Below are 21,768 nucleotides of genomic sequence, written 5' to 3'. Positions count from 1 at the left end.
CGCCCGCGGGTCGACCGGGCGCCCGCCGGGAGCGCGGGCGTCGGCCGGGCGGGCGGGCGCGCAGGCGTCGGGCTCGGCCCCGGCGTCGTCGGAGCGGAACGCGACGTCGACGACGCGGGGATAGAGCCCGTCGTAGCGGTTCATCAGCTCGGCCGCGTCGCGGGTCCGCTTCAGCCGCGTCAGCGTCAGGACGTGGCCGAGGATCGCCGATTCCCGCGGCAGCCACGCGGTGGCGCGCTGGAACCATTCGAGGGCGGTCTCGAACTGGCAGGCGTGGTAGGCGTACCAGCCGAGCGCCTGGGCGCCCTCGCCGGAACTGGTGGCGAGGACGAAGCGGGCGAAGCGGTCGATGCGGTCGGGTTCGATGTAGGCCGGGTTCGGCTGGGTCAGCCGCCGCTCCATGAGGTCGACGTACAGGTTGGCGTTGGCCGGCAGCGCCCGCCACGCATAGGCCACCTCCTCGGCGTCGCGGTCCTGGCCGAGCTCGCGCAGGGTCTGGGCGAGGCCCTGGGCGACCCCGGCGTCGCCGCCGCGGGCGACCGCGAGCTTGAACCAGTCGAGCGCCTCGCGGTACTGGCGCTTGTGGTAGGCGTACCAGCCCATCAGGCTGAGCTGGCTCGGGTCGCCGCCGCGGCGGGCGAAGTCGGCGAAGGCCGTCAGGTCGGCGGGGTCGATGCGGCCGGCGGGCTCGTCGCGCAGGGTCGCGACGAGGCGGGCCCGGGTGATGTCGGTGCGCAGCGACCGGAACTCGCCGGTGCCGTCCGGGCCGAGGCGGGCGAGCGCCAGCAGCGGGTCGACCTCCGCGATGGTGAGGTTGCCGAGCGCCTTCTGGATCGTCGCGAGGCGCTGGCCGGGATCGGTGCTGGTGTCGAGGATGCTCCGGTAGATCGCCGCCGCCTGCGCGTCGCGCCCGGTGCGGGCATAGGCGTCGGCGACGAGCCACAGGATGTCGACCTCGCCGCGGTCGAGGGCGGCGGGGGCGGCGTCGACCCGGGTCACGATCGCGTCCCAGTCGCCGCGGTCGGCGGCGGCCTTGACTTGGCTGCGCAGCAGGGCGCGGGCGAGCTTGGTGGCGAGGTCGGAGGAGGGCGCCCAGTCGGGATCCTCGGCCTTGCGGGCGGCGATCGCCGCCTGGAGCGCGTCGAAGCGGCCGGCGGTGAACAGGTCCCAGAGCGGCGCCTCCTCGGGCGGGCTCGGCTGCAGGGTGTCGAGGTCGCCCGGCGGGTTCCAGCCGGGATGGAGCCGGCGCAGGCGGCGGATCTCGGCCTGGACCCGGTCGGTCTGCTTCTGGGCCGCGTAGTAGCGCAGCGCGCTCTCGTCGACGATGCCGGCCTGGGCCGGACCGCCGTCGCCGCTGATCGCCGGGGCGCCGCCGCGCGGACTGAGCAGGCCGCCCGCCGGGGCGGGCGGACCGGCGGCCAGCGCCGGCGCGAGGGCGAGGACGGGAAGCGCGGCGAGCGCGAGGGTCAGCGGCCGAGGCATGCCCGATACCTCATCTGGACGGCGACGAGGGCCATCAGGTGGATCGTCGCCGGATAGTAGTTGTCCCGCGACTGCGGGGCGGCGAAGCCGGCCGGCACGGCGGTGCCCTGCGCCGCGCAGGCGACCAGGGCCGGCAGCGACTCGAAGCCGCTCTCGGTCATCCACTCGGTGGTGCGGCCGTCGGCGACATCGACCACCGGCAGGCCGTTGCGGTCGCGCCGGTTCCACAGGTCGAGGAACGGCGCGAGGTTCTCCGGCGTCCCGAGCCCGGCCCAGGCGAGGTAGAGCGGGATGCGGATGGCGTTGTAGGAAAAGACCGCCGGAAAGCCGTCGGCGGGGCGCGGCGCGTCGCCCTTCATCGAGATCCACTCGCTCGGCAGCTTCGCCGGGCCGAACCGCGCCCGTCCGATCAGGTCGACGCCGCTGCGCGACAGCCGCGACCAGTCGAATTCCGGGGCGATCTGGGCGAGCCGCGGGAAGGCCGGAAACACCCAGTACGACAGGTTGATCACCGGCCCGTCCGGGCGGTCCTCGGCCGAGAAGCCGGAATAGGCCGGCAGCAGCAGCGGGCTGGCGGTCCGGAACAGCACCAGCCGGCGGCCGATGTCGACGGCGATGCGCCGCGCCTCCATCCGGAAGCCGGCGTCGTTCCAGGTCTCGGCCGCCTCGACCAGCGCCCAGGCGATCAGGACGTCGCCGTCCGAGGCGTCGTTCATGTCGGCGACGGCCGGGCGCTTGTCGGGCTCCCAGCGCCACGCGAACAGCGAATCCTCGCGCACCATCAGGTTGGCGCGGGTCCAGCCCCAGATCCGCTCGAAGGCGCCGCGGTCGCCGGCCGCCACCGCCAGCAGCATGCCGTAGCCCTGGCCCTCGCTGTGGCTGATGTTGCCGTTGGCGGTGTCGACCACCCGCCCGGCCTCGGTGACGAAGCGGGCGCGGTAGGCGCGCCACACCGCCGGATCCGACAGGGCGCCGGCCAGCGGGGACGCGGCCTGCGCCGCCGGCGCGGAGCCGGGGGACTGCGCCAGAGCTCCGGAGGGGGACATGACAGCGAGGGACATGGCGGCGAAGGACATGGCGGCGGCGAGCCCGAGGCCGAAGCGGGTTCGGGCAGCCTGACTCCGGGCTCCTTGCCGGAGGCTTGCGGGAATCGCGCGGTTTGCGCCGAACCGGGTGTGGCGCCGGGTCACTGGGCCGTCCCTCCGCGATACTCGTCGTTGCGCCGGCCGATGCCGCGCACCATCCGGCGGGTGGTGACCCCGAGGAGCAGCGCCACCGCGAGGCTGAGGCCGACATAGATGAACGGGTTGAGCGACAGCCAGCCGGCGACGACGAGCCGGATGTTGGCGAGGCTCGGCGGCTGGGTCTCGGCGAGGCGCGGATGCTCGGCCGCCACCGTCGCGAGCATGCCGTTGGTGGCGTCGAGGGTGGCCAGCCGGCCGTCGAGGCGGGTCCAGATCCCCGGATCGACGAGGCAGGAGACCGAGGCCCGCAGGATCGCGGCGGTCGGCGCGGTCACCAGGGTGACGACGCTGTCGAGGCTGTCGGCGGCGGCGCTCTGGGCGACGAGCAGCGTCGCGCGCGGCGAGACCGCCACCGGCGGCGGGGCGACCTGGTCGTTGATCCAGGCCCAGGACGAGGCCGCGGTGCCGCGCACCGAGGCGACCACGGCGTTGACCATGCCGCCCGCCCCGCTGAACACCGAGGCGCGCTCGCGCAGCACGCCCTCGTCCCAGGACGAGACGAGGTCCTGGATCTGCGAGGCGTTGCGGCCGGCGGCGCGGGCGCCGTCGCCGCCGAGGAGCGCGGTGCGGCCGGGGGTCGGGGGCAGGCTGCACGAGGCCGGCACGTCGTTGCGCAGCCGCTCGAGGCTCATCGCGGTGGCGCCGTCGAAGCCCGGCCGCGGCGCGTCGGCGGGCAGCTCGGCCCGGCTCTGCCAGACCCGGCGGATCTGGTCCGGGTCGATGCCCGCCGCCTGGAGCCAGGACGGATCGAGGCTGCGCACCGGCGCCACGACGAGGCTGGCGCCGCCGCCCGAGGTGCTGCGCTCGCCCGAGACCTCGAACGGCAGCGGGCGCCCGGCCGCCAGCGCGAGGCGGACCGCGACGGTCGCGGCGGCCGACATCGAATCGCGGTCGAGGCCCGGCACGACGAGGCGCGGGCGCGCCTCGCCGCGGGCATAGGCCACCGCGCCGCTCGCCGTCGCGGCGAGGTCGGGGATCCGCACCGCCCGGGCGAGGGCCGGAATGTCGATGCGGCTCGAATTGAGGAACAGGAACCGCTTGGGCTCGTCGCCGGCCGCGAGGGTGTCGCAGGTCGCGTCGCGCGGGCTCGGGACCAGGGCGGCGATCTCGACGCGGTTGCGGCCGGGCGCCCACAGGCTCAGCGGCAGCGGCACCTGGGCGTCGGTGAACAGCTCGCCGCCGGCCTTGGGCAGGGTCAGGCTGGCGGCGTTGCGGCCGTTGAGGTCGACGATGACCTGGGCGCCCGCGGACAGGCCCGGGGCGTAGCCGCCGGCGAGGTGCAGGATCGCCTTGCCGTAATCCGCCGGCACGAAATCCGCCGGCAGGGCGAGGTCGAAACCCGTGCGGAACAGCCGGCCGTTGAACTCGCGGTTCGACAGGCCGAGCGCGTCGAGGCGCACGCTCTGCGAGCCGGTCACCCGGTAGCCGTCCTCGCGGGCGAGGAGGTCGAGGCCCGGCCGGCTGCCGACGAGGTCGCCGGCGCGGGCCGCGGCGAACTCGGCCATCCCCTGCTCGAACTCGGCGTCGCTGGCGCCGGTCGCCACCACCGAGACCGCGCGGGACTCGGTGCCCGGCAGCACCGCGACGCGGCCGCCGAAGGGCAGCGGCGAGCCGGCGAAGCCCGGCAGGGCGCGGACCTCCTCGGGTGCGCCGACCGCGAGGTTGACGCCGGCCTCGCCGGTGAGGGCGGGACCGAACTCGACCACCGGCTGGGGAATGCGGGCGGCGAGCGCCAGCGCCTGGGCGGCGCGGATCTGCCGCTCGATCTGGGCCGGCGACGGCTTGCCGGCGATGACGATCCGGATCGGCACCGCCCCGGTGGCGTCGGGGCGCAGGGCCGGCAGGTCGCGCAGGGCGACGAGCCCGGGTCCGCCCGCCGCCGCGACGAAGCCGGTCCAGGACGGGTCGATCTGGGTCCACAGCTCGTAGGTCGCGCGCAGGGAACAGTCGACCCGGTGGCGCTGCACGGCGGAGAGCCGCACCGCGTTCCAGCCCGGCTTCAGCACGCCCTCGGGCACGTCGAACTCGACCACCTTCACGGCGCCGGGCGCCTTGATCTCGGTCTGGCCGACCTGCGTGTCGTTGACCGCGGCGGTGAGGGTCGAGGCCTCGGGCGCCACCGAGATCGCCGACAGGTAGGCGACGCGGAAGCGCTGGCGCTCGCGCACCTGCGCCTCGCTGAAATAGACCGGCCAGTCGAGGCTCGCGGTCTCGCCGGCGAGCCGCAGGCCCTCCGGATCCGCCGGCAGCGGGCGCTGCGGCAGCGGCGCCGGCGCGGCGGCCGGGGGCGCGGCGGCGGCCGCCGGGCGCGAGGGGCGCGGCGCGTCGGGCGCTGGCGCCGCGACCGGGTCCGGGCGCCGGACCGGATCGACGTCGGGCCCGCGCGGGGTGGCGGCGTCGGGGCTGCCCGGCAGGGTGAAGCGCTGGGCCGGAGCGTTGCCGAGGAAGCTCTGCGCCGCCGCACCCGCCGCCGGCAGGGTCGCGAGCGCGAGGACGAGGGCGAGGCGGCCGGCGGGACGATGGGACTGGGTCATGCCGCCCTCCCGCCGCGGGCGGCGGGCGCGGCCCGGCCCGAATTGGCCTCTCGGCCCAGATTGGCCTCCCGGCCCAGGATGGCCTCGTTCTCGGTCTCCAGCATGAGACGGATCCAGTCCGGCGGCGGCTCGGCGCGCGGGGTCGCGACGGCGGCGGGAAGCGAGGGCGGCGGCGACACCGGGGTCGCGACCGCGGCGACGGGTTCGACGAAGGGAGCGGCCACCGGCACCGGGCGCGCGGCCGGGGCCGCCGCGATGGGGGCGGGCGGGGCCGGGACGACCTTGGCGGGCACGACCTTGGCAGGGAGGACCTGGACGGGCGCGACCGCGGCGGGCGCGGCCTCGGGCCGGCGCTTGAAGGCGTAGGACACCGCGCGGAACGGCTCGGCGAGCCCCCACCAGACGAACTGCGCCGTGCCGGTGAACAGGTCCTTGTGGGCGTGGCGGCGGCCGAGGAAGCGCTGCATCGCCCCCGGATCGCCGTACATCAGCTCGACATGGGCGGCGGCCTCGCGGGCGCCGATGCCGTCGAAGACGAGTTCGCAGACCGAGACCTCGCCGGCCGACGTGGTGCGGCCGAGCACCACCGGCAGCACCGCCCGCACCTCCGGGCGCCCGTCGGTGCGCGCCATCGGCGTCACCGCGAGCACGCCGCGCTGCTCCGTCTCGCCGGGCGCGCGGGGCGGCAGCATGGCGGTCATCCGCACGGTGCAGCGGTCGACCGAGACCCGCTCGACCGCGACGTCGACGGCGACGCCGCCCAGCGTCAGGGTGCCCTCGCGGCGCACCGGCAGCGACGGGTTGGCCTCGGTCTGGCGGCGCTCGGCCACGACCCCGAGGGCGGCGCCGGCGGTGATGAGGTTGTAGAACGTCCACAGTCCGACGACGAGCATCAGGCTGGTGACGCCGGGCTCGTAGAGGTAGCGGTAGAGCGCCGTGGCGCAGCCGGCGGCGAGCAGCCCGTAGACGAGGAAGAACGGCAGCGCCAGCGGCGACAGGTGGTCCTGGTCGAGGGAGGCGCCCTTGGCGGTGACGTTGAAGGTCGGCTTGCGCGGCGACGCGATCACCTTCGCGATCGCCTTGATGAGGAACAGGCCCTGCACGTACTCGTAGAGCTCTGACATGAACGGCCAGCGCACCCGGCCGTAGAGGTAGTTCTGCATCATCAGGTTGATGACGATGTAGGTCGCCGTGTAGGCGATCGATTCCTGCACGTTGGCGACGAACACCTTCATGTCGAAGAAGATGTGCAGCAGCGGCGCGAACATGAAGATCAGCCGCGGCACCGGGTAGAACCAGAACGTCATGCTCGACAGGTAGGCGAGCCGCTGGATCATGTGGAGGCCGCGCACCAGCGCCGGGTTTTTCAGGATCATGATCTGGATCATGCCCTGGCACCAGCGCGAGCGCTGGCCGATGAACGAGTCGAGGGTCTCGGGCTGGAGGCCGGCGATCAGCGGCTTGGCGACGTAGACGCTGGTCCAGCCCCGCGCGTGCAGCTCGAAGGCGGTCTCGCAATCCTCCGTGATGGTGATGCCCGAGAACCCGCCGGCCTCGTCGAGGGCGGCCCGGCGCAGCACCGCCGCCGAGCCGCAGAAGAACGAGCCGTTCCACTTGTCGAGGCCGCGCTGGGTGATGCCGTAGAACATCTCGTTCTCGGACGGCATCTTCTCGAAGGTGCGCAGGTTGCGCTCGATCGGGTCGGGATTGAGGAAGGCGTGCGGCGTCTGGACCAGGAACAGCCGCGGGTCCTCGGCGAAGTAGCCGACCGTCTCGCGCAGGAAGGTGCGGAACGGGGCGTGGTCGGCGTCGAGCACGACCACCAGCTCGGCGGTCGAGTTCTGCAGCCCGTTGTTGAGGTTGCCGGCCTTGGCGTGCAGGTTGCGCGCGCGGGTGAGGTAGCGGCAGCCGAGTTCCGCGGCGAGGCGCTGGAGCGAGGCGCGGCGCTCGCGGGCGGCCTCGGCCTTGAGCGGGTCGGGATCGTTGCACTTCTGGTCGGTGCCGCCGTCGTCGAGCAGCCACACCGTCACCTTGTCGGCGGGGTAGTCGAGGGCGCGGGCCGCCGCCAGCGTCGGGATGAGGATCGAGGCGTCCTCGTTGTAGCTCGGCACGAAGATGTCGACGCTCGGCAGCTCGTCCTCGGGCGCCTGGTAGGGCGGCGCGCGGTCGAGGGGATCGGCGTTGATGATCAGGCTGACGAACAGGATGAAGACGCAGTACAGCTCGGCGATCAGCAGCAGCACGCCGAAGCCGAAGCCGACCGGATCCTGGACCGGCGGCAGGGTGCTGGTGAGGCGCCAGTACAGGTAGCGCAGCACCACGAGGCTGCCGAGCGCCAGGAAGACGAACCGGGTGGTCGGGCCGCGGAAGAACAGCCACAGCGCGGTCATGCACAGGCCGGCGCCGACGCTCATCGCGAGCTGCACCTGCGTGCTCACCGGCTGGGCGAGGAGCACGACCAGCATCGCCGCCGCAAGGACCCAACTCAGGCGTTCGAGGCCGACCCGCATCCCGTTCCCCTTTCGATCCGCCGGATCGGCCGCCGACGCGACCGTCCCCGCCCCACCGCGCAAAGCCCGTGGCAGCCTGCCCCCGAGGCAGGCCGCCCTCAGAACAGCGACCGCGCCTCGACCGAGGTGTAATAGCCGCTCTTCTGTATCCGATCGTAAACGTAGCCCGCACCGAGCGAGAGTTTCACCGGCCCGACGCTGAATCCGGTCAGATGTCCACCGACTCTCCATTGGTTAAAATAATCGTCACCCAGAAAGGTGACTTCCGGACCAACGTAAACGCCGTCGGTAACCATGTAGCCGGCGCGCAGGCGGGCGTAATAGGCGTGGAACAACGTCGAGTACGAGCCGTAGGCCGCGACCATCGTGCGGGTGCTCGGCTGGGCGTAGAAATCGAGGGCGGTCTTGAGGCCGACGCCGGTGCCCTGGACCGGGTTGTTCGGGTCGGCGATCGACAGCGAGTTGCTGCGGACGTTGAACCCGATGTAGCCGGCGAGCGCCGCCTGCTGCCAGATCCACTCGTAGCCGACCATGCCGGAGCCTTCCTCCTGCTGGCCCTGGACGCGCTTCCCGCCCTGCGAGGGGTAGGTGTAGACGCCGGCGAGGCCCTGGAGCCGGATGCGGGCGCCGCTGCGGTCGAGCGGGCCGAACGGCGCGATCGTCGCGGAGACCACCCCGAAGGCGGAACTGTTGGAGGTGACGGCGGCCGAGGCGTCGATGGCCGCGCCCCAGCTCGCATCGGCCGCGGCCGGCTCGGCGCCGGTATACCAGTCCGCCGCCGGCTGGGCGCCGGTGTACCAGTCCGCCGCGGAGGCGCCGCAGGGCAGCGCGACCCCGGCGAGGGCCGCGAGGCAGGCGTGTCTCAGGACCATGATGTCTCGACCGTTTCGGGCCTCTCCGACGCACCCGCGCGCGAACCTTTCGACAACGCAGGCCGGTGGGGCAGCATCCCCAGATTGATGGAGCCATGGTTAAGGACGGCTTAAGCATGACGTAACGACCGCGGCGTCTGCGAACCCGCCCACGAATGCGCAGCGGCTGCGACACCTCGACAGGGGGCGACTTGTCATACGGAATCCGGAAGATTGCTTCCGGATTCCGTATCACCAGCCCTCGCGGCGCAGGAGCGAAGCCGATCTCCGCATCGCGAAGCGATCATCCGGAACCGGAAAGCTTGCGGGCGAGTCCGGCGGGACAGGTTTCCGTTGCACAGGCCCGGCCCGGCTGTCAGGGTTCGCCCCAAGCCGGGTCGACGAACCCGGCACGATGAGGAAACGCCATGCTCCGTCCGTCCCGCCTGCGGGCCCTCGGCCGCCGCGCCGTCTGCGGCTCCGTCGCGCTCGTCGCGCTCCTCGGCGGCCCCGCCCTGGCCCAGGCGCCGACCGTCATCAAGTTCAGCCACGTCGTCGCGCCCGACACGCCGAAGGGCCGCGGCGCCGACCGGTTCCGGGAACTCGCCGAGAAGTACACGGACGGCAAGGTCAAGGTCGAGGTCTATCCGAACTCGCAGCTGTTCAAGGACAAGGAGGAACTGGAGGCGCTCCAGCTCGGCGCGGTGCAGATGCTGGCGCCCTCGCTCGCCAAGTTCGGGCCGCTCGGCGCCAAGGAGTTCGAGGTGTTCGACCTCCCCTACATCCTGCCCGACAAGGACGCCCTGCGGCGGGTGACCGAGGGCCCGCTCGGCAAGCGGCTGTTCGCGAAGCTCGAGACCAAGGGCATCACCGGGCTGGCCTACTGGGACAACGGCTTCAAGATCATGAGCGCCAACAAGCCGCTGCGCCAGCCGGCGGATTTCCGCGGCCTCAAGATGCGGATCCAGTCCTCGAAGGTGCTGGAGGCGCAGTTCCGGGCGCTCGGCGCGATCCCGCAGGTGATGGCGTTCTCGGAAGTCTACCAGGGCATGCAGACCGGCGTGGTCGACGGCTCGGAAAACACGCCGTCGAACATGTTCACCCAGAAGCACCACGAGGTGCAGAAATACGCCACCCTGTCGGACCACGGCTACATCGGCTACGCGGTCATCACCAACAAGAAGTTCTGGGACGGCCTGCCGGCCGACGTGCGGGCCGGGCTGGAGAAGGCGATGGCCGAGGCGACCACCTACGCCAACGAGGTCGCGAGCAAGGACAACGCCGAGGCCATGGACGAGATGAGGAAGTCCGGCAAGATCACCTTCATCGAGCTCACCGCCGACGAGAAGGCGGCCTGGAAGAAGGCGCTCGAACCGGTCACCGCGGACATGAGCAAGCGCGTCGGCAAGGACGTCGTCGACGAGTTCCAGCGCGAGGCCAAGGGCGGCACGCAGTAGGCGGCACGCCGTCGCGCGAGCCCGTCCCCGCCCACCGGAACCCCGCCCGCATGAGCCCCCTGCGCCTCCTCGACCGGCTCGAGGAAATCCTGATCGCGAGCCTGATGGCGGCGGCGACGCTGCTGATCTTCGTCGCCGTCGTCCACCGCTACGCCTCGGGCATCGAGGCGCTCTACCCGATCACCGCGGCGATCCACCTGTCGTGGGCGCAGGAACTCTGCATCTACATGTTCGTCTGGATGGCGAAGTTCGGCGCCGCCTACGGCGTGCGCACCGGCATCCACGTCGGCGTCGACGTGGTGGTCAACCAGCTCCGGCCGGAATGGCGCAAGCGGGTCGTGCTGTTCGGCCTGCTCTGCGGCGCGCTGTTCACCGCGATCGTCGGCAGCATGGGCGCCCGCTTCGTCCACGGGCTGATGGACACCGACCAGACCTCGCCCGACCTCGAGATCCCGAGCTGGATCGTCTACCTCGCGATTCCGCTCGGCTCCTACCTGATGTGCTTCCGCTTCCTCCAGGTCGCGGTCGCGTTCTGGCGGACCGGGGAGCTGCCGCACCACGACCCGGGCCACGTCGAGGGCGTCGTCGAATCGCCCGGGGCGGCCCGCGACCTCGCCGCCGAGGCGGCCTCGCGCAGCGGAGGAGCGGCGCGATGAACGGCGCGATCATCTTCGGGCTGCTCATCGCCCTGATGCTGACCGGCATGCCGATCTCGATCGCGCTCGGCCTGTCGGTGCTCACCTTCCTGTTCGTGATGACGAGCGTGCCGATCGAGGCGGTGGCGCTGAAGCTGTTCACCGGGATCGAGAACTTCGAGATCATGGCCATCCCGTTCTTCATCCTGTCGGGCAACTTCCTCACCCATGGCGGCGTCGCCCGGCGGATGATCAACTTCGCCACCGCGATGGTCGGGCACTGGCACGGCGGCCTCGGGCTCGCCGGCGTGATGGCCTGCGCGCTGTTCGCGGCGATCTCGGGATCGAGCCCGGCCACCGTGGTGGCGATCGGCTCGATCATCCTGCCGGCGATGGTGGCGCAGGGTTTCCCGCGCAAGTTCGGCGCCGGCGTCGTCACCACCTCGGGGGCGCTCGGCATCCTGATCCCGCCCTCGATCGTGATGGTGATGTACTCGGTCGCCACCAGCGGCGCGGTGGTGTTCGGGCCCGACGGCAAAAGGGTCTCGTCGGCCTCGATCTCGACGCTCTTCGTCGCCGGCGTGATTCCGGGGCTGATGCTCGCCGGCCTGCTCGGCCTGACGACGTGGTACCGCGCCCGCAAGGCCGGCTACCCGCGGATGCCGAAGGCGAGCTGGGCCGAGCGCTGGGTCGCGTTCCGCAAGTCGGTCTGGGGCCTGTCGCTGATCGTGCTGGTGCTCGGCGGCATCTATTCCGGCGCCTTCACCCCGACCGAGGCGGCGGCGGTGAGCGCGGTCTACGCCTTCGTGATCGCGGTGTTCGTCTACCGCGACCTGACCTGGCGCGACGTGCCGCGGGTGCTGCTCGACTCGGCCAACATGAGCGCGATGCTGCTCTACATCATCACCAACGCGGTGCTGTTCTCGTTCCTGATGACAAGCGAACAGATCCCGCAGGTGATGGCGGGCTGGATCACCGAGGCCGGCCTGAACTGGGTCGTGTTCCTGCTGATCGTCAACCTGCTGCTGCTGCTCGCCGGCAACGTGATGGAGCCGTCCTCGATCGTGCTCATCATGGCGCCGATCCTGTTCCCGATCGCGGCCAAGCTCGGCATCGACCCGGTGCATTTCGGCATCCTGATCGTGGTCAACATGGAGGTCGGCATGTGCCACCCGCCCGTCGGGCTCAACCTCTACGTGGCGTCGGGCATCACCCGGATGGGCATCACCGAGCTCACCGTGGCGGTGTGGCCGTGGCTCCTGACGATGCTGGTCTTCCTCGTCGTCGTCACCTACGTGCCGGCGATCTCGCTGTGGCTGCCGCGGATGCTCGGGATGATGTGATACGGTTTTCGGACGATTAGTTCCGAAAACCGTGTCGCCAGCCCGCGCGGCGCCTGAGCGAAGCCGATTTTCGCATCGCGAAGCGATCAATCGAAAATCGTATGAGGCGGCGGGCCGGTCGCCCGGCCCCGTCCGGCCCGGTCGCCCTCACCACACCCATGTCGCCACGAGGCACCCCGTGGCCGCGAAGGTCACCCCGGTGGTGATCCAGCCGAGGGCGTTGACGAGGCGGCCGTTGGTGCGCCGGCCGAGCACCGCCGGGTCGTTGCTCATCCGCATCATCAGGAACAGCAGCGGCGGCACGGAAAAGCCCTGGACGATCCCCGACCAGACCAGCGCCCGCATCGGGTTGAAGCCGAGGCCGTTCAGGCCGACCGCCGCCGCCGTCACGGCCGCGATGGTGCCGTAGAACAGCTTCGCGTCCCGCGGCCGGTCGTGCAGGCTGCCCGAGCGGCCGAGACCCTGGACGAGGTCGTAGGCCGCCCCGGTCGTCATCACCGGCACCGCCAGGAAGCCGACCCCGACCACCCCGAGGGCGAACAGCACCTTGGCGCCCGACCCGGCCAGGGGCTCCAGCGCCGCCGCGGCCTCGGCGGCGCTGTCGATCGCGGTCCGGCCGGCCGGATGCAGGGTCGCGCCCGTGGACAGGAGGATGAAGTACAGGATCACGTTCGAAAAAAGCATCCCGACCACGACGTCGCGCCGGGTGGCGCGCAGCTCGGCATCGGTGGCGCCCCTGCGCGCCCGCACCGTGCGGCGGCCCCGGGCGATTTCCTCCTCGACCTCCTGGTTCGACTGCCAGGTGTAGACGTAGGCCGAGAGCGAGGTGCCGATGCACGCCACGACCATCGCGAGGAAGTCGGCGTCGACCCGGATCTGCGGGACGAGCGTGCCGCGCAGCACCTCGGCCGGATCGGGCCGGGCCAGGATCGCGGCGGCGACGTAGGCGAACAGCGCCAGGGCGAGCCAGCGGAAGATCCGCCGCAGCAGCGCGTAGGAGCCGAGGATCTGGAGCGCGAGGATCGCGGCCGCCGCGACCGCCACGATGACCGGCACCGGGACCGGCACCAGCAGGTTGAGGGCGGCGCCGATGCCGCCGAGATTGGCCGCCGCCTCGATGACGTTGCCCGCGAAGGCGCCGGCGACCATCGGGTAGAGCACCCGGCGCGGGTAGCGGTCGCGCACGATCGCGAACAGGCCCTTGCCGTAGACCTGCCCGAGCTTCGCCGACAGGTAGACCACCACGATCATCATCGGCAGCAGCACGGGCGCGATCCACAGGAACGCGAGCCCGAACGCCGCACCCGCACTCGCGTAGGTGCCGATGGCGGACGGGTCGTCGTCGGCGGCCCCGGTGACGATGCCGCCGCCGAGCCGGCGCAGCCACCCGCCCGGACAGGGGCGCCGGGCCGGCGGAGGATCGGCGGGACGGTCCCGCATCGCGTCGTCTGGTGGCATGGCATCGCGTCGATGGAGGGCGGGCATCAACGCCGCCGCCGCGGCACGGTTCGCGGCGTGTCGAGCGTCTTGCACGCTTGTCCGACAGTGCAGATCCGCCCCGATTCGCGATTCGCCCGTCGAGCCATCACATGGATCAACGATATCCCCGAAAAACACCGGTCGCGGACGTTTTTTTATTCGACGCTTGTGCGGGAATCCGGCGGAACTTGGCGGAGGACGGCGGGTTGCCCGGCGCGGTGATCGTACGGAGACGTGCCTGGCCAACGTCCGGCCGAGAAAGTTCAGCGGCCGGCCGGACCGCGGCGTCCGGTGCGTGTCCCGATCCCCGCCCGGCGCCGGGCCGCCACGGCGGCGCCGGCGCGGAGCCCCCGACAGCACGGATTCACACGATGGCGACCAAGCAGAAGACCTTGCAGGATGCGTTCTACGAGACCCTCAAGGACGTGTACTACGCCGAGAAGCAGTCGGTGCGCGCCCTCAGGAAGTCGGCCAAGGCGGCCGGGCACGACGAGCTGCGCCAGGCCTTCGAGACCCACGCCGAGGAGAGCGCCGCCCAGGTCGAGCGGCTGCAGCAGGTGTTCGAGCTGATCGGCCGCCCGGCGCGGGCGAAGACCTGCGAGGCGATGCAGGGCCTGACCGCCGAGATGGAGGAGGATCTCGAGGACTTTTCCGACTCCCCGGCCGCCGACGCGGTGCTGGCCGCCTGCGCGCAGGCGGTGGAGCATTACGAGATCGCCCGCTACGGCACCCTGAAGACCTGGGCGTCGCAGCTCGGCTACGACGAGGCCGTCACGCTGCTCGACGCGACGCTGCAGGAGGAGAAGAAGACCGACCAGCTGCTGACCAGGCTCGCCGAGCGCCTCAACGCCGAAGGCACCCGGGACGCGGCCTGACCGCGGGCGAGGCCCCCGGGCCTCCTCGGCGGGCGGCCGCGCGATGCGATCGGCCGACGGGGCACGGCCGCCTGCCGAAACGGGGGTCGTCTCCCCCTCCCCTCCGGCCGTCGGTCCCGCTCCGGGACCGGCCGCCGGCTCGGGCGCCCCGCACGGACGCTCCACCGCGAGAGGAGGCCGGGCGCGCGGGCCCCGGAGCCTGCGGGGATCCGGATGCCCCGGTCCGACGCCACCGCCGGCCAAATCCCGGCGGGAGGATTGCGCGCGACCAATTGCCCGGGGCCGGGCCATGCGGTAAAGCCACGACAACCATCAAGGATCGGGGGTACGCCCAGCATGGCTGACACGAATCACGCGACAGGAGCGGCCTACAGCCCCGAGATGGACGGGCCGACCCACGAGGCGACCTACCGGGGCTTCGTCCGCTTCGTCGAGATCGCCACGACGGTCGTGATCTGCTGGGTGCTGTCGCTGGCGGTCGGCGGCGTGCGCGAGGCGTGGGTCACCGCGATCGTCGGCGTCGTGCTGTCCAGCATCGCCGGCGCGATCGGCGCGCTGTCGCCCTCCCTCGGCTGGCGCGCCCCGGCGGTCGTCGCCGCCCTGCTCGTGCTGTTGCTCGCCTTCTACTGAGGCGAAGGGCGCCGGCCGCCGCGCCGGCGCCGCGCCGCACGATTTTTCCAAGTTTTTCCAAGTCGGGCCGTTTTCTCTCTTGCGGAAGCGGCCTTAATGTTGTGCTCGGTCTCTCTGGCGTCCGCTGGCCGGCCGTCACCCTGAGACCTGACAATCGACAGGATGCGTGGATGCGGATCGCGGTTCTATCCGAGACCGATCCGGCGGAGCCGCGGGTCGCGGCGGTCCCCGAGACGGTGAAGAAGTACAAGGCCCTCGGGGCCGAGGTCGTGGTCCAGGCCGGGGCCGGGCTCTCCGCCGGCGTGCCGGACGGCGAGTTCGAGGCCGCCGGCGCGACCGTCGCGCCCGACGCCGCCGCGGCCGCGGGGAACGCCGACATCGTCCTGCGGGTGCGCCGACCGGGCGCCGACGAGCTGCCGGCGCTCAAGCGCGGCGCGATCGTCGTGGCGATCATGGACCCCTACGGCCACGAGGCCGAGGTCAAGGCCATGGCCGAGGCCGGCGTGTCGGCGATCGCCATGGAGCTGATGCCGCGCATCACCCGCGCACAGGTCATGGACGTGCTCTCCAGCCAGGCCAACCTCGCCGGCTACCGCGCGGTGATCGACGGCGCCGCCGAGTACGGCCGGGCGCTGCCGATGATGATGACCGCCGCCGGCACCGTGTCGGCGGCCCGCATCTTCGTGATGGGCGCCGGCGTCGCCGGCCTCCAGGCGATCGCCACCGCCCGCCGCCTCGGCGCCGTGGTCACCGCCACCGACGTGCGCCCGGCCGCCAAGGAGCAGGTCGAGTCGCTCGGCGCCAAGTTCGTCGCCGTCGAGGACGACGAGTTCAAGCAGGCCGAGACCGCCGGCGGCTACGCCAAGGAGATGTCGGCCGAGTACAAGAAGAAGCAGGCCGAGCTGGTGGCGAGCCACATCGCCAAGCAGGACATCGTCATCACCACCGCGCTGATCCCCGGCCGCCCGGCGCCGAAGCTCGTCTCGGCCGCGATGGTCGCGGCGATGCGGCCCGGCTCGGTGCTGGTCGACCTCGCGGTCGAGCGCGGCGGCAACGTCGAGGGCGCCAAGCCCGACGAGGTCGTGAAGACCGACAACGGCGTCAAGATCGTCGGCTACGCCAACGTGCCGGGGCGGCTCGCCGCCACCTCGTCGAGCCTCTACGCCCGCAACCTCTACGCCTTCGTCGAGACCCTGGTCGACAAGGCCGCCAAGACCCTGGCGGTGAAGTGGGACGACGAGCTCGTCAAGGCCACCTGCCTGACCCGCGACGGCGCCGTCGTCCACCCGAACTTCCAGCCCAAGGCCGCCTGAGCCCGCCGGAGATCCCATGGCCACTCTCACCCCCGATCAGGCGGCCGACCAGGCGCGGAACGCCGCCGCCGCCGCCCGCATCGCCGCCGACGCCGCGGCCGGTGCCGCCGCCCAGGCCCAGGCCATCGCCGACAGCGTCGGCCACGGCCTCGCCGCGGCGACCCACGGCGCCATCGACCCGACCGTGTTCCGCCTCGCGATCTTCGTGCTGGCGATCTTCGTCGGCTACTACGTCGTGTGGTCGGTGACCCCGGCCCTGCACACCCCGCTGATGTCGGTCACCAACGCGATCTCGTCGGTGATCGTCGTCGGCGCCATCCTCGCCGTCGGCGTGCCGCTGATCGAGAAGGGCACCGGCTGGGCCCGCTTCTTCGGCTTCCTCGGGCTGGTCTTCGCCAGCGTGAACATCTTCGGCGGCTTCCTGGTCACCCAGCGCATGCTCGCCATGTACAAGAAGAAGGGTTGAGGCGATGTCCGAGAACGTCTCCTCGCTCCTCTACCTCGTCTCCGGCGTCCTGTTCATCCTGGCGCTGCGGGGCCTGTCGCACCCCACCACCTCCCGGCAGGGCAACCTGTACGGCATGATCGGCATGGGGCTCGCCATCCTCACGACGCTGGTCGGGCACCCGCCCTCCGGCGTCGGGGCGTGGTTCATCGTCCTGCTCGGCCTCGGCCTCGGCGGCGGGGCCGGCGCGGTGATCGCCAAGCGGGTGCCGATGACGGCCATGCCGCAGCTCGTCGCCGCCTTCCACTCGCTGGTCGGCCTCGCGGCGGTCGCGGTGGCGGCCGGCGCCCTCTACGCGCCGCAGGCCTTCGACATCCTCGAGGGCGGCCGCATCCACAAGCAGTCGCTGTTCGAGATGGGGCTCGGCGTCGCCATCGGCGCCATCACCTTCACCGGCTCGGTGATCGCGTTCCTCAAGCTCGACGGGCGCATGTCGGGCAAGCCGATCATGCTGCCGCAGCGCCACCTCATCAACATCGTGCTGGCGGTGGTGCTGGTGGCCCTGCTCGTCGGCTTCATCGCCGGCGGCAGCAAGGTGCTGTTCTGGCTGATCGTGATCCTGTCCTTCGTGCTCGGCGGGCTGCTCATCATCCCGATCGGCGGCGCCGACATGCCGGTCGTGGTCTCGATGCTCAATTCCTACTCGGGGTGGGCGGCGGCCGGCATCGGCTTCACGCTGGGCAACCTCGCGCTCATCATCACCGGCGCGCTGGTCGGCTCGTCGGGCGCGATCCTGTCCTACATCATGTGCCACGCGATGAACCGCTCGTTCATCTCGGTGATCCTCGGCGGCTTCGGCGGCGACGCCGCCGCGGCCTCCGGCGGCGGGCAGGTCGAGAGCCGGCCGGTCAAGCAGGGCTCGGCCGACGACGCGGCCTTCATCATGAAGAACGCCGAGAAGGTCATCATCGTGCCTGGCTACGGCATGGCGGTGGCCCAGGCCCAGCATTCCCTGCGCGAGATGGCCGACCAGCTCAAGAAGGCCGGCGTCGAGGTCAAGTACGCCATCCACCCGGTGGCGGGCCGCATGCCGGGCCACATGAACGTGCTGCTGGCCGAGGCCAACGTGCCCTACGACGAGGTATTCGAGCTGGAGGACATCAACGGCGAGTTCCCGCAGGCCGACGTGGCCTTCGTGATCGGCGCCAACGACGTCACCAACCCGGCCGCCAAGACCGACCCGGCCTCGCCGATCTTCGGCATGCCGATCCTCGACGTCGAGCGGGCCAAGACCGTGCTGTTCATCAAGCGCGGCATGGGTTCGGGCTATGCCGGCGTCGAGAACGAGGTGTTCTTCCGCGACAACACCATGATGCTGTTCGGCGATGCCAAGAAGGTCGTCGATCAGGTGGTGAAGAACCTCTGATCCCGGGTCGCACCGGCGCACAGGATCGGGGCGGGGCCTTCGCGGGCTCCGCCCTTTCTCGTTGCCCCGCCCGGTGTCGCCCGCCTGCGGCAGCGCGCCCGGGCGAATCCCGCTAGGATGCGCCGGTGACCGCGCTCCTCGACCTGCCCCGCCCGCTCCTCGACGTCCACCGCTCGGCCCTCGGGCGGCCGTGGTACGACCGCTGCGCCGACCCGGCCCGGCAATCGGCCGCCATCGCCATCGCGCAGGGCCACGGCCTGCCGGAGGTGCTGGCGCGGGTGCTCGCCGGGCGCGGGGTGCCGGCCGCCGACGTGCCGGGCTTCCTCCAGCCGCGCCTGCGCGACCTGCTGCCCGATCCCGCCGTGCTCCTCGACATGGAGGCGGCGGCCGACCGCCTCGCCCGGGCGGTGGCGCGGCGCGAGAAGGTCGCGATCTTCGGCGACTACGACGTCGACGGCGCCGCGAGCGCCGCCCTGCTCGCCGGCTACCTGCGCGAACTCGGCGTGCCCTACCGCCTGCACATCCCCGACCGCATCACCGAGGGCTACGGCCCCAACGTCGAGGCGGTGCGGATGCTGGCCGGCGAGGGGGCGACGCTGCTCGTCACCGTCGATTGCGGCACCGCCGGCCACGCCCCCCTGGAGGAGGCGGCGCGGCTGGGCCTCGACGTGGTGGTGCTCGACCACCACGGCGCCCCCGAGACCCTGCCGCCGGCCCGGGCCGTCGTGAACCCCAACCGCCTCGACGACCTCTCGGGCCTCGGCCATCTCTGCGCGGCCGGCGTCGTGTTCCTGACCCTCGTCGCCCTCAACCGGCGCCTGCGGGCGGACGGGCTCGTCGGCGCGCAGGGCCCCGACCTGATGGCGAGCCTCGACCTCGTGGCGCTCGCCACCGTCGCCGACGTGGTGCCGCTGACCGGGCTCAACCGCGCCTTCGTGCGCCAGGGCCTCGCAGTGATGCGCGGGCGCGACCGCTGCGGCCTCGCCGCGCTCCTCGACGCCGCCGGCCTCGCCGAGGCGCCGCAGGCCTGGCATCTCGGCTTCCTGGTCGGGCCGCGGATCAATGCCGGCGGGCGCATCGGCGATTCGACCCTCGGGGCGCGGCTGCTCCTGTGCGAGGATCCCCTCGAGGCCGCCGCCATCGCGGCCCGGCTCGATGCCCTCAACCGCGAGCGGCAGGCGATCGAGGCCGAGGCGGTGGCCGAGGCCGAGGCCGCGATGGGGATGCGCCTGGAGCGCGACCCCGACCAGCCGGTGCTGGTCGCGGCGAGCGCCGAGTGGCATCCCGGCATCGTCGGGCTGATCGCCGCCCGGCTCAAGGAGCGCTTCGGCCGCCCGGCCTTCGCCTTCGCGCTGCGCCCGGACGGCAGCGCCACCGGCTCGGGCCGCTCGGTCGTCGGCGCCGATCTCGGCCACGCGGTGCGCAACGCCGTCGCGGCCGGCCTCGCCGCCAAGGGCGGCGGCCACGCCATGGCGGCGGGCGTCACGGTCGCGGCGCCCGACCTCGACCGCTTCCGCGAGGCGCTCGCCGCCGACCTCGCCGAATCGGTGGCGCAGGCCCGCCTCGGCGACGCCCTGCTCCTCGACGGGGTCGTCTCGGCCGGCGGCGTCCAGGCGTCCCTCGCCGACGCGGTCGAGCGGGCCGGACCGTTCGGCCAGGGCGCGCCCGAACCGGTCTTCGCGCTGGCCCGCCACCGGGTCGCCGACGCCCGGGTGGTCGGCAACGGCCACGTGAAGGCGCAGTTGCGCGGCCGCGACGGCGTCGCCGTCGGCGCGATCGCGTTCCGCGCCGCCGAGGGACCCCTCGGCCGCCTGCTGCTCGGCCGCATCGGCCGCGACGTCCACGCCGCCGGCACCATCACCCGCGACCGCTGGCGCGGCGCCGACCGAGTCGAGCTGCGCCTGTGCGACGCCGCCGAGGCCGACCCTTAGCCGGGCGTTTCTTGCTTGGCCTCAGGCGCCGGCGTTCGCGTCCGCTCACTTGGCTTTCGCTCCGCTCTGCGTTCGGGCGGACATGCGTCCCCCCGAACCCGCTCCGCAGGGCGCTCTTCGGGCGCAAAGCGCACCGCGCCCGCCATCGAGCGTCGCCCTGCGGGCGACCGCAGGACGATCGCTTCAGCGATCGTCCCGGCCGGACTTCGTGGCCCGCTTGACACCCGCGGGGCTCCCCACCATAAGGACCCCCGTCGCCGCCCGGTAGGGCCGGCGGCCTCCGAGCGGGCCTTCGGGCCGCGGCTCCCCTGGGGGAATGTCCCGAGCGGCAAAGGGGGCGGACTGTAAATCCGCTGGCTATGCCTTCGTAGGTTCGAGTCCTACTTCCCCCACCACTCATTTCCGACGTGTCCGAAGGCCGGGGCGCTCCGATGACCGTGACAGGCTTCGGGGTGGCGTGATGCGCGTCCCGCTTCGTGCGGTCCTCGACCGGCTGCTGTGGCGCCTGCGCGTGCCGGCCGGCTTCGATCCCGACTTCTACCGTTCCTATTACCGCGACCTGCCCGTGGGCCTCGACGGGCAGGGCCTGCGCCGGCATTTCGCGATCCGCGGCCGCCGGGAGGGGCGGGCGCCCGACGCCGCCGCCCTGCTCGCGACCCTGGAGGCGCGGTTCGGCCCGCTGCCGGCGGATTTCCGGCCCGACCGCTACCGGATCCTCCACCCCGACCTGATGGGGTTCCGCGAGGACCACGAGCTCGCCGCCCACTACCTCCAGTTCGGCGCCCGCGAGAACCGCGCGTACCTGCCGCCCGACTCGACCGATCAGGAGGAGTACGACCGCGCGGTGCTGGCCCGGCCCGATCCCGCCGCCTATCCGGCCCGGTTCGAGGACTGGCTCGACCGTCACGGCCTCGGCGCCGGCGACTGGCTGCTCGCCTTCGATCTCGGCGCGTTCGTCCTGCTCAATGCCGGCTGGCTGCCGGAGCGGCCGCGCACCCGGCTGGAGGGCCTGATGCTGTTCGTCGAGGCCGGGCTGGAACGCCTCGCGCCGATCGGCCTCGCCCACGCCTTCGACCCGGCCTTCCACCGCGCCGCCTACCCGCGGGCAGGCGGTGCCAGCAATCCCGAGCGCTACCGCCGCTGGCTGTCGACCGGGATGCGCCGGGGCGAGGCCGGGAACGAGGCGCAGTTCCTGCGCGCGCTCCTCGGCGAGGACGGCTTCCCGGCCTGCTTCGACGCCGCGGCCTACGCGCGCCGCCTGCCGGCCGCCCGCCGCCGCGCTCTCGCGCACCGCGCCCTGCTGCTGGCCGACTTCGTCGCGACCGGCTCTAGCGACGCCGCCGGGATCGTGGACGGTCCCGGCTCCGGGGCCCTCTACGAGCGGATCGCCGACCATCACCTCGCCCGCGGCGACGCGGCCGCGGCCCATCGCGCCCTCGATCTCGCCCTCGCGGCCGAGCCGGCGACGCCGCGGCGCCTGCACGGGCGCGCGACCGCCCGGCGGCTCCTCGGCCGCGAGGGCGACGCCCTGGCCGCCGCCCTCGCGGCGGTCGCCCTGCCCGGCGCCGGCATCGAGCCCCACATCCTCGCCGCCGAGGGCCGCGCGGCGCGCG

15 protein-coding genes, 1 tRNA gene and 1 pseudogene are annotated in these 21,768 nt (G+C 72.7%); 11 read left to right on the top strand and 6 right to left on the bottom strand.

Going from position 1 to position 21,768, the window contains the following annotated elements:
* From EOE48_RS27370 to bcsS, 5 genes are all read right to left on the bottom strand, one after another.
* On the bottom strand, nucleotides 1–1,482 hold a 1,482-nt coding region (locus tag EOE48_RS27370; protein WP_127734049.1), incomplete at its 3' end, for a tetratricopeptide repeat protein.
* On the bottom strand, nucleotides 1,467–2,528 hold the full coding sequence (locus tag EOE48_RS27365) for a family 8 glycosyl hydrolase (RefSeq protein ID WP_246154979.1): 1,062 nt from the start codon (nucleotides 2,526–2,528) through the stop codon (nucleotides 1,467–1,469). The genes EOE48_RS27370 and EOE48_RS27365, both read right to left, overlap by 16 nt.
* 140 nt (nucleotides 2,529–2,668) lie before the next feature.
* Entirely contained in the window at nucleotides 2,669–5,260 is a 2,592-nt protein-coding gene (locus EOE48_RS27360) for a cellulose biosynthesis cyclic di-GMP-binding regulatory protein BcsB (RefSeq protein ID WP_127734047.1), read from the bottom strand.
* On the bottom strand, nucleotides 5,257–7,770 hold the full coding sequence (bcsA, locus tag EOE48_RS27355) for a UDP-forming cellulose synthase catalytic subunit (protein ID WP_127734046.1): 2,514 nt from the start codon (nucleotides 7,768–7,770) through the stop codon (nucleotides 5,257–5,259). Before bcsA ends, EOE48_RS27360 begins: the two co-directional genes overlap by 4 nt.
* A gap of 98 nt (nucleotides 7,771–7,868) precedes the next feature.
* Nucleotides 7,869–8,642 carry a cellulose biosynthesis protein BcsS gene (gene bcsS, locus EOE48_RS27350; RefSeq protein WP_127734045.1) on the bottom strand — a complete coding sequence of 258 codons (774 nt, stop codon included), beginning with the start codon at nucleotides 8,640–8,642 and terminating at the stop codon, nucleotides 7,869–7,871.
* A 407-nt stretch (nucleotides 8,643–9,049) separates the two neighbouring features.
* On the opposite strand from bcsS, the gene EOE48_RS27345 reads away from it, so the two are divergent.
* Genes EOE48_RS27345 through EOE48_RS27335 form a run of 3 tightly spaced genes read left to right on the top strand, consistent with a single transcriptional unit; the run spans nucleotide 9,050 to nucleotide 12,056 of the window.
* Nucleotides 9,050–10,078, top strand: coding sequence for a TRAP transporter substrate-binding protein (locus tag EOE48_RS27345; RefSeq protein ID WP_127734044.1), 1,029 nt, complete (start codon nucleotides 9,050–9,052; stop codon nucleotides 10,076–10,078).
* A gap of 50 nt (nucleotides 10,079–10,128) precedes the next feature.
* Complete coding sequence (locus EOE48_RS27340; protein ID WP_127734043.1) at nucleotides 10,129–10,734, top strand: TRAP transporter small permease; 606 nt, start codon at nucleotides 10,129–10,131, stop codon at nucleotides 10,732–10,734.
* Complete coding sequence (locus tag EOE48_RS27335) at nucleotides 10,731–12,056, top strand: TRAP transporter large permease (protein ID WP_127734042.1); 1,326 nt, start codon at nucleotides 10,731–10,733, stop codon at nucleotides 12,054–12,056. The genes EOE48_RS27340 and EOE48_RS27335 overlap by 4 nt, the downstream gene beginning before the upstream one ends.
* Before the next feature lie 147 nt (nucleotides 12,057–12,203).
* Here the strand turns inward: EOE48_RS27335 and EOE48_RS27330 are convergent, their stop codons facing one another.
* Nucleotides 12,204–13,514: an NRAMP family divalent metal transporter gene (locus EOE48_RS27330; protein ID WP_246154977.1), complete on the bottom strand. Its 1,311-nt coding sequence runs from the start codon at nucleotides 13,512–13,514 to the stop codon at nucleotides 12,204–12,206.
* 392 nt (nucleotides 13,515–13,906) lie between these two features.
* On the opposite strand from EOE48_RS27330, the gene EOE48_RS27325 reads away from it, so the two are divergent.
* The 8 genes and pseudogenes from EOE48_RS27325 to EOE48_RS27290 form a co-directional block, all read left to right on the top strand.
* The gene (locus EOE48_RS27325; RefSeq protein ID WP_127734041.1) at nucleotides 13,907–14,410 is read left to right on the top strand and encodes a YciE/YciF ferroxidase family protein; all 504 of its coding nucleotides are present in this window, start codon (nucleotides 13,907–13,909) and stop codon (nucleotides 14,408–14,410) included.
* A 336-nt stretch (nucleotides 14,411–14,746) separates the two neighbouring features.
* Nucleotides 14,747–15,040, top strand: a complete 294-nt coding sequence (locus tag EOE48_RS27320) for an aa3-type cytochrome c oxidase subunit IV (protein WP_127734040.1) — start codon at nucleotides 14,747–14,749, stop codon at nucleotides 15,038–15,040.
* A gap of 170 nt (nucleotides 15,041–15,210) precedes the next feature.
* Nucleotides 15,211–16,353 (top strand): Re/Si-specific NAD(P)(+) transhydrogenase subunit alpha, encoded by a 1,143-nt coding sequence (locus tag EOE48_RS27315; protein WP_127734039.1) that lies wholly within the window; start codon nucleotides 15,211–15,213, stop codon nucleotides 16,351–16,353.
* A gap of 16 nt (nucleotides 16,354–16,369) precedes the next feature.
* Nucleotides 16,370–16,819, top strand: a complete 450-nt coding sequence (locus EOE48_RS27310) for a proton-translocating transhydrogenase family protein (protein WP_127734038.1) — start codon at nucleotides 16,370–16,372, stop codon at nucleotides 16,817–16,819.
* Between the two features lie 4 nt (nucleotides 16,820–16,823).
* Nucleotides 16,824–18,224: an NAD(P)(+) transhydrogenase (Re/Si-specific) subunit beta gene (locus EOE48_RS27305; protein WP_127734037.1), complete on the top strand. Its 1,401-nt coding sequence runs from the start codon at nucleotides 16,824–16,826 to the stop codon at nucleotides 18,222–18,224.
* 125 nt (nucleotides 18,225–18,349) lie between these two features.
* The gene (recJ, locus tag EOE48_RS27300) at nucleotides 18,350–20,155 is read left to right on the top strand and encodes a single-stranded-DNA-specific exonuclease RecJ (protein ID WP_127734036.1); all 1,806 of its coding nucleotides are present in this window, start codon (nucleotides 18,350–18,352) and stop codon (nucleotides 20,153–20,155) included.
* Between the two features lie 310 nt (nucleotides 20,156–20,465).
* Nucleotides 20,466–20,550 (top strand) — tRNA-Tyr (locus EOE48_RS27295).
* Nucleotides 20,551–20,615: 65 nt separating this feature from the next.
* Nucleotides 20,616–21,768 (top strand): annotated as a pseudogene (locus EOE48_RS27290) (glycosyltransferase); the annotation flags it as partial.

The organism is Methylobacterium oryzihabitans (assembly GCF_004004555.2).
Taxonomy (GTDB): Bacteria; Pseudomonadota; Alphaproteobacteria; order Rhizobiales; family Beijerinckiaceae; genus Methylobacterium; species Methylobacterium oryzihabitans.
Note: the sequence above shows the minus strand (reverse complement) of the source record. Positions and strands in the feature narration are given on the sequence as shown.